Below are 13563 nucleotides of genomic sequence, written 5' to 3' on the forward strand. Positions count from 1 at the left end.
CAGACGGACAACGGTCGATGGGGTCCTCGCCCGATGTCACGCCGCGGCGCCGCGCGGGGCCGATCGGATGAGCCGCGCGAACACGACGATGCGCTTCGCCGCCGAATACAGCGGGTGGCACGCGGAGAGGATCAGTCGATCGTATGACACCCGCTGAGTGACCCAGACGGCGGTCGGCGGGACGATGCGGGTGCGCTCCACGCGGTAGGTGAAGCGGCCGTACGGCATCACGACCGTGATCTGGTCGCCCGGCTTGACCTTGTCGATCTTGCGGAACGGCGCGCCGTAGGTCGTGCGGTGCCCGGCGATCGCCACCGTGCCGTGCTGGCCGGGCAGCGGCGTTGCCGGGTAGTGGCCCGGGCCCTTGCGCAGATCGCCCGCGTTCGTGCCCTCGACGAAGACGGTGTTGAGCCCGATCCGTGGGATCTGGATCTTGCCCACCGCGTCGCCCTCGTGGGTCTTGCGGTCCAGCGAGCGGGCGGCGAACGCGAGCCGCCGTGTGGGATCGGGCAGCTTCTTGAGCGCCTGCACCTCGACGGGGGTCGGCTTGACCTTGTCGAGCCGGTCGAGCTCGCCCTCCAGGTCGCTCTGCTGGTAGTGGGCGTACAGCGAGGAGACCGGCTCCTCCCACACGAGCGTCGCGGCCGCGTCGGCGAGGAGCAGGCTGCCGGAGACGATCAACAGCGTCGACAACAGCCGAAGCGCGGAGCGGACGCGGCTGCGGGTGGCGGTCTTGGCCGTCATCGGCGCAGGGCGGACTCGGTGCCGCCGAGCGAGCCCGGACCCGCATAGGAGACCGGGCCGCGGGTCTTGATCCCCGCGCCGCTGGGCGTCTCGTCACGGGCGAGCCGGCGGCGCGCGAACAGCACCCGGATCGTCCCCGCCAGGGCGGACAGCACGCCCGCCAGCAACAGCGTCGAGGCCAGCCCGGACCCGGTGCCGGCCGCGAGGGCGGCACCCCAGGCGAAGTCGAGCGGCGACAGCCCGAGCGCGAGGCAGTAGTAGACCGGCACGAGCACGATCGGGACCAACCCGACCAGCACCGCCACGACCGCCGGCCACCCGCGCCAGCCGCCCGCGGAGAACAGCCACAGGTGGGTGGCGAGAACGAGCACACCGGCCGCGTAGGGGTTCATCGCCCAGGTAATCGCCGCGAGCGCGCAGATCCACACCCCGGTGGCGACGGCCAATCCGTCGACTCCCGGGACGGGGCGCCGGCGACGTCCGTCGCCATCGTCCGGCGGCGACGCCGCGCGGGGCAGCAACGCACCGACGAGAAAGCGCATCAGCCAGCACGCGAGCGCGCCCGCGAGCAGCGCGGAGACCATCGCCACGATCCCGCTCGTGTGGAGCGGATAGAGGCTCGGGAGCACCGGGCCGTCGGGCACCTCGATCACGTCCGCCGCGCCGAGCGCGCGCAGCCAGAGCCACGCGACCGGGAGCGGGACGGCGGCGACCGCGAGCCACGCGATCCAGGGCGCGATCGGGATGCGGCGCCGGCGGGCGCGGAAGAACGCGTCCAGCGCCGCGAGCAGCGCGGGCAGCAGCAGCGAGCCGACGATCAGCCGCGCGCCCCAGTCCGGCAGCACGTTGCGCAGGGTGACGATCCCCTGCGACGCCCCGGCGAAGGCGGGCTCGTCGCGCGGGCCGGCGGCGTCGAGCGCGCCGACCGCGTCCAGCGCGGCCCGCCCGAAGACCTGCAGGCGCTTGTCGAGGACCTGCTCGTCGGCCTTCGGGCCGCGCTCGCCGGATTCCGAGAGCAGCACCGCGGGAAGGCCTTCGCCGCCGATCGGTCCTTGTGCGGACACCGCGATCGGCAGCGCGCGGCGCATCCACTGCCCGAACGCGCGCGGCCCGCCCGCGTCGCTGTGGATCTCACGCCGCACGGAGGCCTGCAGCGTGCGTTCCAGCCCGAGCGGCGTCGGGCCCGACGACTGCGGCCAGCCGACGATCCACGGCTTCGCGAGGCTCGTCCCCGCCATGTCCCCGAGCACGATCACGCCGTCCACCTGGCCCGCGGGCTGCGTCTTGGCCCAGGCCCGCGCGCCTTCGAAGCCGGTGGTGGCGCCCGAGGTGGAGACGAGCACCAGCGTCTTGCGCAGCTCGCGCGACTTCAAGACGCGCGAGAGCTCGAGCAGCGCCGCGGTGCCGGACAGGTTCGCCTGGCCCGCGCCGTCGCGGTTGGCGAGCAGGACGATCCGGCGGTCGGACTGCCCCGGGCGGGTCGCGACGACCGTGGTCAGGTCGCGGCCGCGGCTCGGCGTGACGATGCGCCGGACGGTGAAGGGCGCGTTGCCGCTGGTCTCGTCAGGCGCCTTGAACGTGCGCTCGACCAGGTCGGCCATGCGGTTGTCGTCCGCGGATCCCGGACTGCGGTCGGGAAACGCCTGCGCCAGGCCGCTCAGGGACGTGTCGGCGCCGCTGAACGCGCGGGCGCCCTCGAAGACATCCGCGGCCACGGTGCTGCGTGACGGGTCGGGCCGATCCTCGAGCGCGAACGCAGCGACGAACAGCGCCACGAGCGCTGGGAGGAAAGCGGTCCGGTACACGCGGGCATCCAGCACCTCCGTCGAGGTTAATGCCCACGTCTCCAACTATCCTGTTTTTGCAAAGGTCATGGCAGACCGGGCTCCCCGAATTCTCCTCGTCGACGACGAGCAGCCGATCCAGACCCTCCTGTCGTTCCCGCTCCAACGTGACGGGTACGAAGTGGTTCAGGCGGCAGACGGCGCTGAAGCGCTGGCGCGGTTCGACGAGCAGATCTTCGATCTGGTCGTGTTGGACGTGATGCTGCCGCGGATGGACGGCCTCGAGGTCTGCCGGCGTCTGCGCGCCAAGGGCGAGACCGTCCCGATCATCATGCTCACCGCCAAGTCCGAGGAGATCGACAAGGTCCTCGGCCTCGAGCTCGGCGCCGACGACTACATCACCAAGCCGTTCTCGATGCGCGAGTTCCGCTCGCGGGTGAAGGCCGCGCTGCGGCGGTCGGGGATGGCGCGCACGGACACCGACGACGAGCGCCCGATCGACGTCCGCGGCCTGCGGATCGATCCGGGCAAGCGCACGGTCGCCCGTGACGGCGAGGTCGTCGCGACGACCTACGTCGAGTTCGAGATCCTCGCCGCGCTGGCGCGCTCCCCCGGGCGGGTGTTCACGCGGGACATGCTGCTGGCGCGGGTGTGGGGGGACTCGGCGTATCGCGACCCGCGCACCATCGACGTCCACATTCGCCACCTGCGGGAGAAGATCGAGGTGGATCCGAAGGAGCCCGAGTACCTGTTCACGGTGCGCGGCGTCGGATACCGCTTCCGCGACGAGGAGGGGTAGTTGCCTGGGCTGCGGTCCTTGCGCAACCGCCTCGCCGTCATCTTCGCGCTGATCATCATCGGCGCGATCGGGACGATCTACCTGTCGGTGACGCCTCGCCTGGAGGCGTCGCTGACCTCGCAGCGGCTCGATCTGGTGCGCGCGAGCGCGATCCAGTACACGCCGGACGTCGCCAAGTACCTGTATCCGCCGCGGGCGTTCTACGACGGCCCACCCCCGGTGCGCGACGGCAAGCGCGACGACAAGCGCATCCTCGTCGACCGCAACACGGCGGTCCGGCGCTTGGCCGAGCGGATCGGCACCGAGATCATCACGATGTCCGTCCGGCCCGGCGGCGCGTACCTGCTGACGGACTCCACGCCGGACGGCGGCGCCACCAGCCGCGACGTGCAGGAGGTGACCCGCGAGGCGGCGCGTACGAATCGGCTCGCCTCCGCCGTCGTGACGACGGACAACGGGCGGATGACGCTCGCCGCGATGCCGATCAAAGACAAGAACGTCAAGGGCGGCCGCTACGTCGCCGTCTTCGCCGACTCCTTGTCGGACGTGCAGGACAACGTCGCGCTGATCCGCCGCCAGGTGCTGATCTCGGGCGGGATCGCGCTCGTCATCGCGATCCTCGCGGGCTACCTGGTCGCGCGGGCGCTGGCGGCACGCGTGAAGCGGCTCGAGCGGGCGGCGCGCAAGGTCGCCTCGGGGGACTTCTCGAACCCGATCCGCGCCGACTCCGACGACGAGCTCGGCCAGCTGGCGCGGGCCTTCGACGACATGCAGGCGCAGTTGGCCCGGCTCGACCGGGCGCGCAAGCAGTTCATCGCCAACGCGTCGCACGAGCTGCGCACCCCCATTTTCAGCTTGGGCGGCTTCCTCGAGCTGCTCGCCGACGAGGACCTCGACGAGGACACCCGGCGCGCGTTCCTGGCGCAGATCCGCGGGCAGGTCGACCGGATGCGCAACCTGGCGGTCGAGCTGCTGGATCTCTCCCGGCTCGAGGCCGGCGCTTTGGAGCTGCGCCCCGAGCCGACGGACGTGGGCCAGCTCGCGCGCGAGGTCGCGGCCGAGTTCACGCCCGCGGCCGCGCAGCACGACTCCAACGTCACGTTGAGCCTGCGGGCGGAGCCGATCGAGCTCGACTGCGACCCCGAGCGCGTCGCCCAGGTGCTCCGGATCCTGCTCGACAACGCGCTGCGCCACACCCCGCCCGGGACCGGGGTTCAAGTTTCAGCCGCCCGCTCCAACGGGCACGTTCGGCTCGAGGTCACCGACGCCGGACTAGGGATCAAGCGCCAGAACATGCCCCACATCTTCGAGCCGTTCTTCACCTCCAACGAGCAGGCCGCGGGCGGCGCCGGGCTCGGCTTGGCCATCGCCCGCGAGCTGGCGGAGCGCATGCACGGTCGCCTCACCGTCCGCTCCGGCCCGGGCCGCACGACCTTCTCGCTGGTCCTGCCGTCATGAGACGGCTCGCGCTCGCCTGCGCGGTCGTCCTGCTTGCCGGCTGCGGCGACAAGGCCAAGCCCTCCGCGACGCCGGCGCCGTCCTCGCGCGACGAGGTCGTCGCGTCGATCGGCGCCGAGGGCGGATTCGACGCGCAGAAGATCTACACGGACGAGGCGCCGGGCGTGGTCACGGTGCTCTCGCAGTTCGGCTCGGAGGGCGGCGAGGGCTCAGGGTTCGTGCTCAATGACGACGGCGAGATCGTCACCAACGCGCATGTCGTGACGACCGGCGAGGGGTCGGCGCTCAAGCGCGCGTCCGCGGTGTACGTCGAGTTCGCGGACGGCAATCGGGTCGGCGCGAAGGTGCTCGGGACCGATCCCAACGCGGACGTCGCGCTGCTACGGGTCGACACGAAGGGCCTGACGCTGCGGCCGCTGCCGCTCGGCGACAGCGAGAAGGTCTCCGTGGGCGAGCCGGTGGCGGCGATCGGGTCTCCATTCGGACAGGCGCAGTCGATGTCGGTGGGGATCGTCTCGGCCGTCGATCGCTCGGTCGCGTCGTTGACGGACTTCGCGATCTCGGGCGCGATCCAGACCGACGCCGCGATCAACCCGGGGAACTCGGGCGGGCCGCTGGTCGGCTCCGACGGGCGGGTGATCGGGATCAACCAGCAGATCCAGTCGCGTTCGGGCGGGGGCGAGGGCGTCGGGTTCGCGGTGCCGATCGACGTCGTCAAGCGCTCCGTCGGGCAGCTGCGCGACGAGGGCCGGGCGCGCTACGCGTATCTCGGCGTCTCCTCGGTCCCGCTGTATCCGCAGCTCGTCGAGCACTTCGGGCTCAAGGCGGCCAAGGGCGTGTGGGTGCAGCAGGTCGTGGCGGGCGGGCCGGCGGCCAAGGCGGGGGTGCGCGGCGGCAACGGGCAGGAGGTCTTCCAGGGCCAGCCGTTCGCCCGCGGCGGCGACGTCATCACCAAGGTCGGCGACCTCGCCGTGACCAACTCCGACGACCTCGCGACGGCGATCGCGAAGTTCAAGCCAGGCGACAAGGCGTCGGTCGAGATCCACCGCGGCGGCGAGACGAAGACCGTCCAGGTCGAGCTCGGCGAGCGCCCGGACGCCGCGCGGTAATTGCCGCGCATGGAACGGCCTCCGTCCGGATAAGGTCAGAGTCCATGACCGAGCAACCGCCCCTGGTCCTGGTCTCCAACCGAGGCCCGGTGACCTACCAGGACGACGGGTCGGTCAAGCGCGGCACCGGCGGGCTCGTGACCGCTCTTACCGGCCTGGCGTCCCACCGCGACGCGATCTGGATCGCGTCCGCGATGACCGAGAGCGACGTCGAGGTCGCCCGCGAGCACGGCGGCAAGCCGTTCGCGGTCGAAGCCCCCGAGGGCGGCTCCTTCCGCGTGCGCTTCGTCGAGTCCGACGACGAGGCCTACGACCGCTTCTACAACATCATCGCCAACCCGATGCTGTGGTTCATCCAGCACTACCTCTGGGACCTCAGCAACGCGCCGGACATCCGCCGGCACGAGGTGGTCGCCTTCCAGGAGGGCTACCAGCGCGTCAACCGCGACCTCGCCGAGGCGGTCGTCGATGAGATCGAAGGCCAGGACGAGCCCGTCGTCATGGTCCACGACTACCACCTCTACACGCTGCCCGCGATGGTCCGCGAGGCGCGCCCGGACGTCTTCCTGCACCACTTCGTCCACATCCCGTGGACGCAGCCGGACGCCTGGCGGGTGCTGCCGACGAAGATCCGCGAGGAGATCTACCACGGCCTGCTGGCCAACGACATCATCGGCTTCCACACGCAGTCCTACCAGCGCAACTTCCTGCAGTGCTGCCGGGATCTGCTGGACCTCGAGGTGTCGTTCTCAGACGGCGTCGTCGTGGTCGACGGGCGCGAGGTGTGGGTCCGGGCCTACCCGCTGCCGATCGACTACGAGGCCACCCGGGCCGTCGCCCGCCGGCCGCGGGTGCGGGAGTTCGAGGAGCGCGTGCTGGCCCGGCGGCGCGAGTACTCGATCCTGCGCGTCGACCGCGCTGATCTGAGCAAGAACGTCCTGCGCGGTTTCACGGCGTTCGACATCTTCTTGGAGCAGCACCCGGAGTTCTCGGAGCGGATCACCTTCACCGCCCAGCTGATGCCGTCGCGGACGGACGTCCCCGAGTACGCCGAGTACCTGGAGAAGATCGAGGCGCTGGTCGCCGTGGTCAACCACCGCCACGGCACGCCGGACTGGATGCCGATCGACCTCAAGTTGCGCGACGACCTCGACGAGGCCGTCGCCTCGTACAAGCACTACGACGTGATGATGGTCAACGCGATGTTCGACGGCATGAACCTCGTGGCCAAGGAAGGACCGCTGGTCAACGAGCGCCACGGCGTGTCGATCCTCTCCGAGAACACCGGCGCCCACGAGGAGCTCGGCGAGTTCGCGCTGTCCGTGAACCCCTTCGACGTCCAAGAGCTCGCCGACGCCATCCACTCCGCGCTGGTGATGAGCCCCGAGGCCCGCGAGCGTCGCGCCCGCGGCCTGAAGGAGATCGTCACCTCCCGCGACCCGGGCGACTGGATCGACGAGCAGATCGCCGACATCCGCGCCAAGGCCGGCACGGCCTCCCCCACGCACACCTAGCGCGCCCCTTCGAAGCCGAACTCCCCCCCGCCGGCGGGCGACGGCCGCGCGGGCACACGCGGCGACGGCGCGGGCGTACGAGGCGCCTCACCTCCGCGCGAGGTACGCCGCTCCACGGCTGGGCGATCCCGCTGCACGCGCCGCTTGGCCGCAGCGCGTCGCCGCTCGGCCGCCCGCCGCTTGGCCGCAGCGCGTCGCCGCTCGGCCGCCCGCCGCTTGGCCGCAGCGCGTCGCCGCTCGGCCGCCCGCCGCTTCGCCGCGGCCCGCCGTCTCTCGGCCGCCCGCTTCACCGCGGCCCGCCGGTGCTCCGCGGCCCGCGGTCTCTCGGCCGCGCGCCGCTCCGCCGCGCGCCGCCGCTCCGCGCTCCTCTCCCGCGCGCGTGGCTGCTCCGCGGCCCGCCGTCTCTCGGCCGCGCGCCGCCCTGCCTCGCGCTCGGCGCGCGGGTCGGCCCCGCTCCGGGCGCCCCCGTCCGCGCCGCGCGTGCTCGCGCGACCCTCTCCGCCCGCGACCAGCGGGCGGGGCTCGTCGGGTGGCAGCTCGGGGGAGGAAGGGGAGACGATCGCCGTCGCCACGACGGCCAGGACGGCGAGGGTGAGGGCCACGTTGGACCACCGGATGCGTCGGAGGACGTCGCGGCGCATGCTTCTGGTAGGCCGTGGGGCGGGTCGGTTCGCCCCACGTTGCTACCGTGAGGGCCGCAATGGCGAGCGGACAGCACATCTACGACCTCACGCTGCTCCTCGACCCGGCCGTGGAGGCCGAGCGTCGTGAGCAGATCGTGGCGGACATCGCGGACCTTATCGATCGCACCGGCGAATTCATCGGACGGCACGACTGGGGTTCCCGTCAGACCGCCTATGAGGTGCGCAAGAAGGCCGAAGCGGACTACCACCTCATCCAGTTCCGGGGTGCGAACGAGCTGCTCGAGCAGCTCGACCACAACCTGAAGATCACGGACGGCGTCCTGCGCCACCGGATCATCAAGCTCCGGCCCGGCACGCCCGAGCCGCCGGACCTGCGCCCGTCGGCCACGCCGACGCAGGCTCCGCCCGAGCCGGCCCCCGCAGAGCTTTAGCCAACGCGCCCTCCGGGGCGCGTTTTCGTTGGGGGTGCGTGACGAAACTTGCCTGTCGGGACGGTTTCGTAACGCACGTCCACACGCAAACGAAAGGGCCGCTCTCCCGAGCGGCCCCTGACCTGCGACGCGGTGTGCGCGAGCGGCTAGAACGGGATGTCGTCGTCCGCCGGCGGCGCCGGGCGGCCGCCACCCACGGGCTGCGGCGCGAAGTCCGACGTGTCAGCCGGGACGTCGGAGTGCGGAGCGAAGCCGTTGTTGTACTGCTGGCCGCCGCCGCCGTTGCCGCCGTTGTCGTCGCGGCCGCCGAGGAACTGGACGGACTCGGCGATGATCTCGATCGCCTCGCGCTTGTTGCCGCTCTGGTCCTGCCACTCGCGCCAGTCGAGACGGCCGTCGATGCAGACCGGGCGGCCCTTGGCGAGGAAGCGGGCGCAGTTCTCGCCCTGGGCGCCCCAGACGGTGACGCTGAAGTAGTTGGGCTTGTCGACCCACTCGCCCGACTGATCGCGGCGACGTGAGTTGGACGCGATGCGAAGACTGCAGACCGACGTGCCGGACTGCAGCGACCGAAGCTCCGGGTCGCGCGTGAGGTTCCCTGTGAGAACCACGCGATTGATGTTGCTTGCCGCCATGCCGGCTGGCTCCTTTCCAGACTCTCTAAGACCTGCGGTCGAGTCTACGGGCGCCTTCGGAGAGATCCGGCCAACCACGCCGGTTTCTCCGCAGAAAAGTCACACTCTTGTTGCGAACCAAGACTGTCTAGCGCGAAAGGCGGACGGAACGAAGGAGTCCGCTACCCTCTCTGGCTGCGCCGAACCCGGCGCAATGGCCTCGTGCGCGCGGGGCGCGCATCCGAAGAGTCAGCAGCTAGAGAGGTTTTTCAACAGTGGCGAAGCAGCGCAGCCGGCCGACGCGCCGGCGTGATCGCAAGACCGGAGGGGGCGGCGGACGCCGGAAGTCCTGCCAGTACTGCCGCGACAAGGTGGAGTTCGTCGACTACAAGGACATCACCGCCCTGCGGAAGTTCATCTCCGACCGCGGCAAGATCCGGTCGCGCCGCATCACTGGCGCGTGCCGCCGGCATCAGAACCAGATCGCGACGGCGGTCAAGCGTGCGCGCGAGCTCGCGCTGCTTCCGTACGTCGGCGAGGGTTCGGGCAACGACGAGCGCGAGGGCGGCCGCGGCGGCCGCGGTGGACGCGACCGTTAGTCATGCCTGAGGCGATCCTCCTGCAGGACCACGAGCTGCTCGGCGCCCGCGGGACGGTCGTCGACGTCTCGAAGGGCTACCTGCGCAACTACCTGATCCCGCGCAAGCTGGCCGCCCCGGCGACCAAGGGCGCCATCGCCGCCGCCGCCAAGCGTGCCGAGGCGCAGGAGCGCGCCCTCGCCCAGGCGACGGCCGCCGCGCGCGAGGCCGCTGAGGCCCTGAACCGCACCGTGCTGACGATCCCGCACCAGGCGGGCGACGACGGCCGCCTCTTCGGCTCGGTCACGTCGCAGGACATCGTCGACGCGATCCAGGAGGCCCGCGGCATCACGATCGACCGCCGCAAGGTCAACCTCGAGGAGCCGATCCGCACTGTCGGGACGCGCATGATCGAGGTCGAGGTCGAGGACGGCGTCGTCGCGACCGTCAAGACCATGGTCGTCGAGCAGAAGTAGCGCCGCGCGCAGAACGAGCTTCACCCCAGGGCGCCCCACGGGCGCCCTGGCTCGTTTAACGGACGGGACGTATCACCGGGGTCCGTCCTCGCTCGTATGAGCATGGGCTTCCGTATCCGTCCGCATCGAAATCCCCGGGTAAATGGCAGGGTGAGACGCCGTGGCCCAACCGCCGCGCGGACGGGACGCTGATCCCATGACCGAGACCCAGCTCGTCCGTGCCGCCGCCGCCCGCGACCCGCAGGCGGTCGCGACCCTCTACAGGACCCACTTCGGCACGCTGCAGCGCCGTGCCCTCGCGATCACCGGCTGTCCCGAGGACGCCGCCGACGCGGCGCAGGACGCCCTCCTGGCCACGTTCGCCCGCCTCCCGCAGCTCGACCCCGACACGGTCTGCTTCGGCGCCTACGCGACGACGGTCGCCCGCCACGAGGCCCTGAAGCGCCGCCGGGTGATCGCCACGCCCGCCGAGCGCGTCCTTGTCGATGACCCACACACCCACCTCGAGCGCGCCGAGCTGCGCCAACGCGTCCGCACCGCGATCAAGCGCCTGCCGGAACGCCAGCGAACCGTGATCTTCCGCAACGACTTCGAGCAGGCGGACCGCAAGGACATCGCCGCCGAGCTCGGCCTGACCGAGAACGCCACCGGCCAGCTGCTGTTCCGCGCGCGGCGGAACCTTCAGTCGAGCCTGGCGGCGAGCTGAGCCCGCGACGAGATGTCGAGCTTGCGGTAGGCGCTGGAGAGATGCATCTCCACCGTCTTCAGGGTCACGAACAGCTCCTGCGCGATCTCGCGGTTGCTCGCGCCGTCGGCCGCCAGCCGGGCCACGCGCGCCTCGGCCGCGGTCAGCAGGTGCGCGCCATGGCCGCCGCGCTTGCGCGGCCGCGCGCCGGCGGCGGCGAGCTCGTCCAGCGCCTCGTCGACCAGCCCGCGCGCTCCCGCGGCTGACGCGAGCTCCATCGCCTCCCGCAGCGGCTCCCGCGCGGCGGCCGGCGCCCCGCCGACCCGCTCCGCACGGCCGAGCGCAAGCAGCGCCCGCGCGCGCACGACCGGATGCGACACGCTCGCCGCCTCGTCCAGCCCTTCGACGGTCCGCAGCAGGAACGCACGCGTGATCAGCGCGTCGCCGGTCGCCGCCGGCGCCCCGAACGCCCGGGCCATGCGCAGCTGCTCCTCCGCCAGCGCGACGTCGGAGCCCGCCAGCGCCGCGGTCCTGCGCCACGGGAGGAAGACGGCGTTGTCGGTGAGCGTCGCGGCCGCCCGTTCGCCGGCTGCGCGCGCCGCGGCGAGCGTCTCCTCCGCCCGGCGCTGCGCGAGCAGGACACGCGCCCGCGCCAACTGGGCGAGCTCGTCGACCGCGATCTGCGGGACCGGGTCGATCGACGCGGCCGCCGCTGCCGCCTCCTCCAGGCGCCCCTGCTCGAGCAGGATCTCGACGAGGAACTGCATCGACGCCGCGTTGCCGAATCGCCACGACGGGTGCTTGGAGAGCTCCAGCGACTGCAGCGCGTCCGCCTCCGCCGCCTGCAGCGCGCCGCTGCGCAGGTGCAGGCCCGCGCGCAGCACGAGCGCCAGCGCGTAGGTGACCAAGGCGCCCGTGCGCCGACCCAGCTCGACGGCGCGGTCGAGCTCCGTCCGCGCCTCGTTGAAGCGCTCCAGCAGGAGCAGCGCCCAGATCCCGTAGCCCCACGCGCCGGTGGTCGCGAGGTCCAGCGGCGCGCCGCAGAACCGCAGGGCGAGCTCGGGCGCGGGGACGTTGCGGATCGCGAGCTCGTAGGCAACCGTGCCCGCGAGCAGCGGGTGGGTCGGCTCGACCGAGGCCATCTGATCCCGGAACGCCCGCGCCGCCGGCGAGTCGGTAAAGAGCGCGGCGGCGTGCAGCGCGGCCTGCTGTTCGGGGGTCGGCTCCCCGCCGAGGCTCGAAAGGACCTCGAAGGACCGGGCCGTCTCGCCCGCCATCCCGAGCGCGCCCGCGTACTGGAGCGTGATCGGGCCCGACGGGGCGACCGCGAGCGCGCGCTCGTAGTGGCGCAGCGCGCCGGGCAGGCCCGCGTGCGAGGCGGCGTCGCCGAGGCGCGCCAGCCGGCGGGCGAGCTGGGCGTCGTCGGCCGCGGGCTCGTCGATCGCGCGCGCCAGCAGGGACGCCGCGCTGTCCGGCGCTCCCAGCTCGAGCGAGCGCTCGGCGGCCTCCTCCAGCTCGCGGGCCGCCCAGGCGTGCCCGGTCGGCCCGGCGTGGAGGAGGTGTGCGGCGACCTGCTCGCCGGTCGCGCCCCGTTCGTGCAGCGCCGTGGCGGCGCGCAGGTGGGTCGCGGCGCGCTCGACGGGGGAGAGCAGGCGGTAGACGGAGGTGCGGACGAGCGGGTGGACGAACCGCAGCCGCCCGTGGTCCTCCTCCAGCACGTTGGCTCGCAGCAGCGCGTCGACGGCGGCCGCCGGGTCCTCCACGCCCGCGAAGGCGACCGCCTCGGCGACGCTCACCCCATCGCCCAGCACCGAGACCGCCTGCGCGAGCCGCAGCGCGCCCGGCGGAGCTCCGCTCAGGGAGCGACGGACCCGCTGGCCGATCGGCCGGACCCCCAGGGCCTGCAGCTGCGCCGGCGTCGTGACGTTCCCGCGCGCCTCGGCCACGAGCGCGCGGAGCATCAGCGGGTTGCCGGCCGTGAGCGCATGGCACACGGGAGCGAGGCCCTCCGCGGCCTCGGGCCACGCCTGCGCGAGGTAGGCGGTCGTGGCCGCGGGGGACAGGCGGTCGACGTCGAGCAGCGGCACGTCCTCGAACATGTCCGCGAGCGCCTGGCGGTGCTCGACCTCGACCGCGGGACGCGTGGCGAGCACCTGCGCGACCGGCAGACCGTCGAGGCGGTGGCCGAGGAAGCGCAGGAAGCGCAGCGAGGGCTCGTCTGCGCGGTGGGCGTCGTCGACCGCGAGCAGGAGCGGGCCGAGCTGCTCGGACAGGTTCACGACGAGCCAGTAGAGGCCCTGCTGGCGGGCGAAGGACGCGTCATCACCCGCACCATCGCCCCGCGGGGAGAACACCTCGCGGGCCAGCTCGGCAGGCCCGTCCCAGACGCTGTCCGACGCCGTCCGCAGCACCGGCTCGAGCAACTGCCGGACCACGCCGAACGGGAACTCCTGCTCGAGCTCGTCCCCCCGCGCGCGCAGCACGCTGAGCCCGTTCACGGACCGGAGCAACTCCCGCAGGAGCAGGGATTTCCCGACCCCCGCCTCGCCCACCACGAGCACCGTGGTGCCCTCCCCGTCACGGACCTGCTCGAGGATGCGGCCGAGCTCGTCGAGCTGACGGTCGCGCTCGAGCAGCAACCCCGCCGGGCTGGGTGCGACGACGGGGTCGATCGTGGCCACGCACCGAACCCTATTTCACGGCAAACCCCGCAGGGAGCGGGCAGAA

General features: G+C 72.4%; 12 protein-coding genes. 8 read left to right on the forward strand and 4 right to left on the reverse strand.

Going from position 1 to position 13563, the window contains the following annotated elements; translation table 11 throughout:
- Positions 1–36: 36 nt before the first annotated feature.
- Both G569_RS58320 and G569_RS0118130 read right to left on the reverse strand, forming a co-directional pair.
- Positions 37–744 (reverse strand): class E sortase, encoded by a 708-nt coding sequence (locus tag G569_RS58320; protein ID WP_053226572.1) that lies wholly within the window; start codon positions 742–744, stop codon positions 37–39.
- Complete coding sequence (locus tag G569_RS0118130) at positions 741–2564, reverse strand: M28 family peptidase (RefSeq protein ID WP_157592124.1); 1824 nt, start codon at positions 2562–2564, stop codon at positions 741–743. Before G569_RS0118130 ends, G569_RS58320 begins: the two co-directional genes overlap by 4 nt.
- Before the next feature lie 52 nt (positions 2565–2616).
- Between G569_RS0118130 and G569_RS0118135 the strand changes: the two genes are divergently transcribed.
- From G569_RS0118135 to rpsF, 5 genes are all read left to right on the forward strand, one after another.
- The gene (locus G569_RS0118135) at positions 2617–3327 is read left to right on the forward strand and encodes a response regulator transcription factor (RefSeq protein WP_028064453.1); all 711 of its coding nucleotides are present in this window, start codon (positions 2617–2619) and stop codon (positions 3325–3327) included.
- Positions 3328–4785: a sensor histidine kinase gene (locus G569_RS58325; RefSeq protein WP_157592125.1), complete on the forward strand. Its 1458-nt coding sequence runs from the start codon at positions 3328–3330 to the stop codon at positions 4783–4785.
- Complete coding sequence (locus G569_RS49540) at positions 4782–5894, forward strand: S1C family serine protease (RefSeq protein ID WP_053226576.1); 1113 nt, start codon at positions 4782–4784, stop codon at positions 5892–5894. Before G569_RS58325 ends, G569_RS49540 begins: the two co-directional genes overlap by 4 nt.
- A 44-nt stretch (positions 5895–5938) precedes the next feature.
- The gene (locus G569_RS0118150; protein ID WP_028064454.1) at positions 5939–7408 is read left to right on the forward strand and encodes an alpha,alpha-trehalose-phosphate synthase (UDP-forming); all 1470 of its coding nucleotides are present in this window, start codon (positions 5939–5941) and stop codon (positions 7406–7408) included.
- Between the two features lie 700 nt (positions 7409–8108).
- A complete protein-coding gene (gene rpsF / locus G569_RS0118160; protein WP_028064455.1) occupies positions 8109–8483 on the forward strand; it encodes a 30S ribosomal protein S6 in 375 nt (124 codons plus the stop codon).
- A 146-nt stretch (positions 8484–8629) separates the two neighbouring features.
- Here the strand turns inward: rpsF and G569_RS0118165 are convergent, their stop codons facing one another.
- Complete coding sequence (locus G569_RS0118165; RefSeq protein WP_169542179.1) at positions 8630–9094, reverse strand: single-stranded DNA-binding protein; 465 nt, start codon at positions 9092–9094, stop codon at positions 8630–8632.
- A 278-nt stretch (positions 9095–9372) separates the two neighbouring features.
- Here G569_RS0118165 and rpsR point away from each other — a divergent pair, with 278 nt between their 5' ends.
- From rpsR to G569_RS0118180, 3 genes are all read left to right on the forward strand, one after another.
- Positions 9373–9696, forward strand: a complete 324-nt coding sequence (rpsR, locus tag G569_RS60525; RefSeq protein WP_064750391.1) for a 30S ribosomal protein S18 — start codon at positions 9373–9375, stop codon at positions 9694–9696.
- A gap of 2 nt (positions 9697–9698) precedes the next feature.
- A complete protein-coding gene (rplI, locus tag G569_RS0118175) occupies positions 9699–10151 on the forward strand; it encodes a 50S ribosomal protein L9 (protein WP_028064457.1) in 453 nt (150 codons plus the stop codon).
- A gap of 196 nt (positions 10152–10347) precedes the next feature.
- Positions 10348–10857: an RNA polymerase sigma factor gene (locus tag G569_RS0118180; RefSeq protein WP_028064458.1), complete on the forward strand. Its 510-nt coding sequence runs from the start codon at positions 10348–10350 to the stop codon at positions 10855–10857.
- Here G569_RS0118180 and G569_RS0118185 read toward each other — a convergent pair.
- Positions 10833–13517 carry an ATP-binding protein gene (locus G569_RS0118185; protein WP_028064459.1) on the reverse strand — a complete coding sequence of 895 codons (2685 nt, stop codon included), beginning with the start codon at positions 13515–13517 and terminating at the stop codon, positions 10833–10835. The genes G569_RS0118180 and G569_RS0118185 overlap by 25 nt on opposite strands.
- Positions 13518–13563 lie beyond the last annotated feature (46 nt).

Origin of the sequence: Solirubrobacter soli DSM 22325, from assembly GCF_000423665.1 — a bacterium.
GTDB classification, from domain to species: domain Bacteria; phylum Actinomycetota; class Thermoleophilia; order Solirubrobacterales; family Solirubrobacteraceae; genus Solirubrobacter; species Solirubrobacter soli.

Bases quoted from the DNA above. Each gene is read 5' to 3' on its own strand.
- G569_RS0118180 (WP_028064458.1), top strand. From the start codon at position 10,348: ATGACCGAGACCCAGCTCGTCCGTGCCGCCGCCGCCCGCGACCCGCAG.
- rpsF (WP_028064455.1), top strand. From the start codon at position 8,109: ATGGCGAGCGGACAGCACATCTACGACCTCACGCTGCTCCTCGACCCG.
- G569_RS58320 (WP_053226572.1), bottom strand. From the start codon at position 744: ATGACGGCCAAGACCGCCACCCGCAGCCGCGTCCGCTCCGCGCTTCGG.
- G569_RS0118150 (WP_028064454.1), top strand. From the start codon at position 5,939: ATGACCGAGCAACCGCCCCTGGTCCTGGTCTCCAACCGAGGCCCGGTG.
- G569_RS0118135 (WP_028064453.1), top strand. From the start codon at position 2,617: ATGGCAGACCGGGCTCCCCGAATTCTCCTCGTCGACGACGAGCAGCCG.
- rplI (WP_028064457.1), top strand. From the start codon at position 9,699: ATGCCTGAGGCGATCCTCCTGCAGGACCACGAGCTGCTCGGCGCCCGC.
- G569_RS49540 (WP_053226576.1), top strand. From the start codon at position 4,782: ATGAGACGGCTCGCGCTCGCCTGCGCGGTCGTCCTGCTTGCCGGCTGC.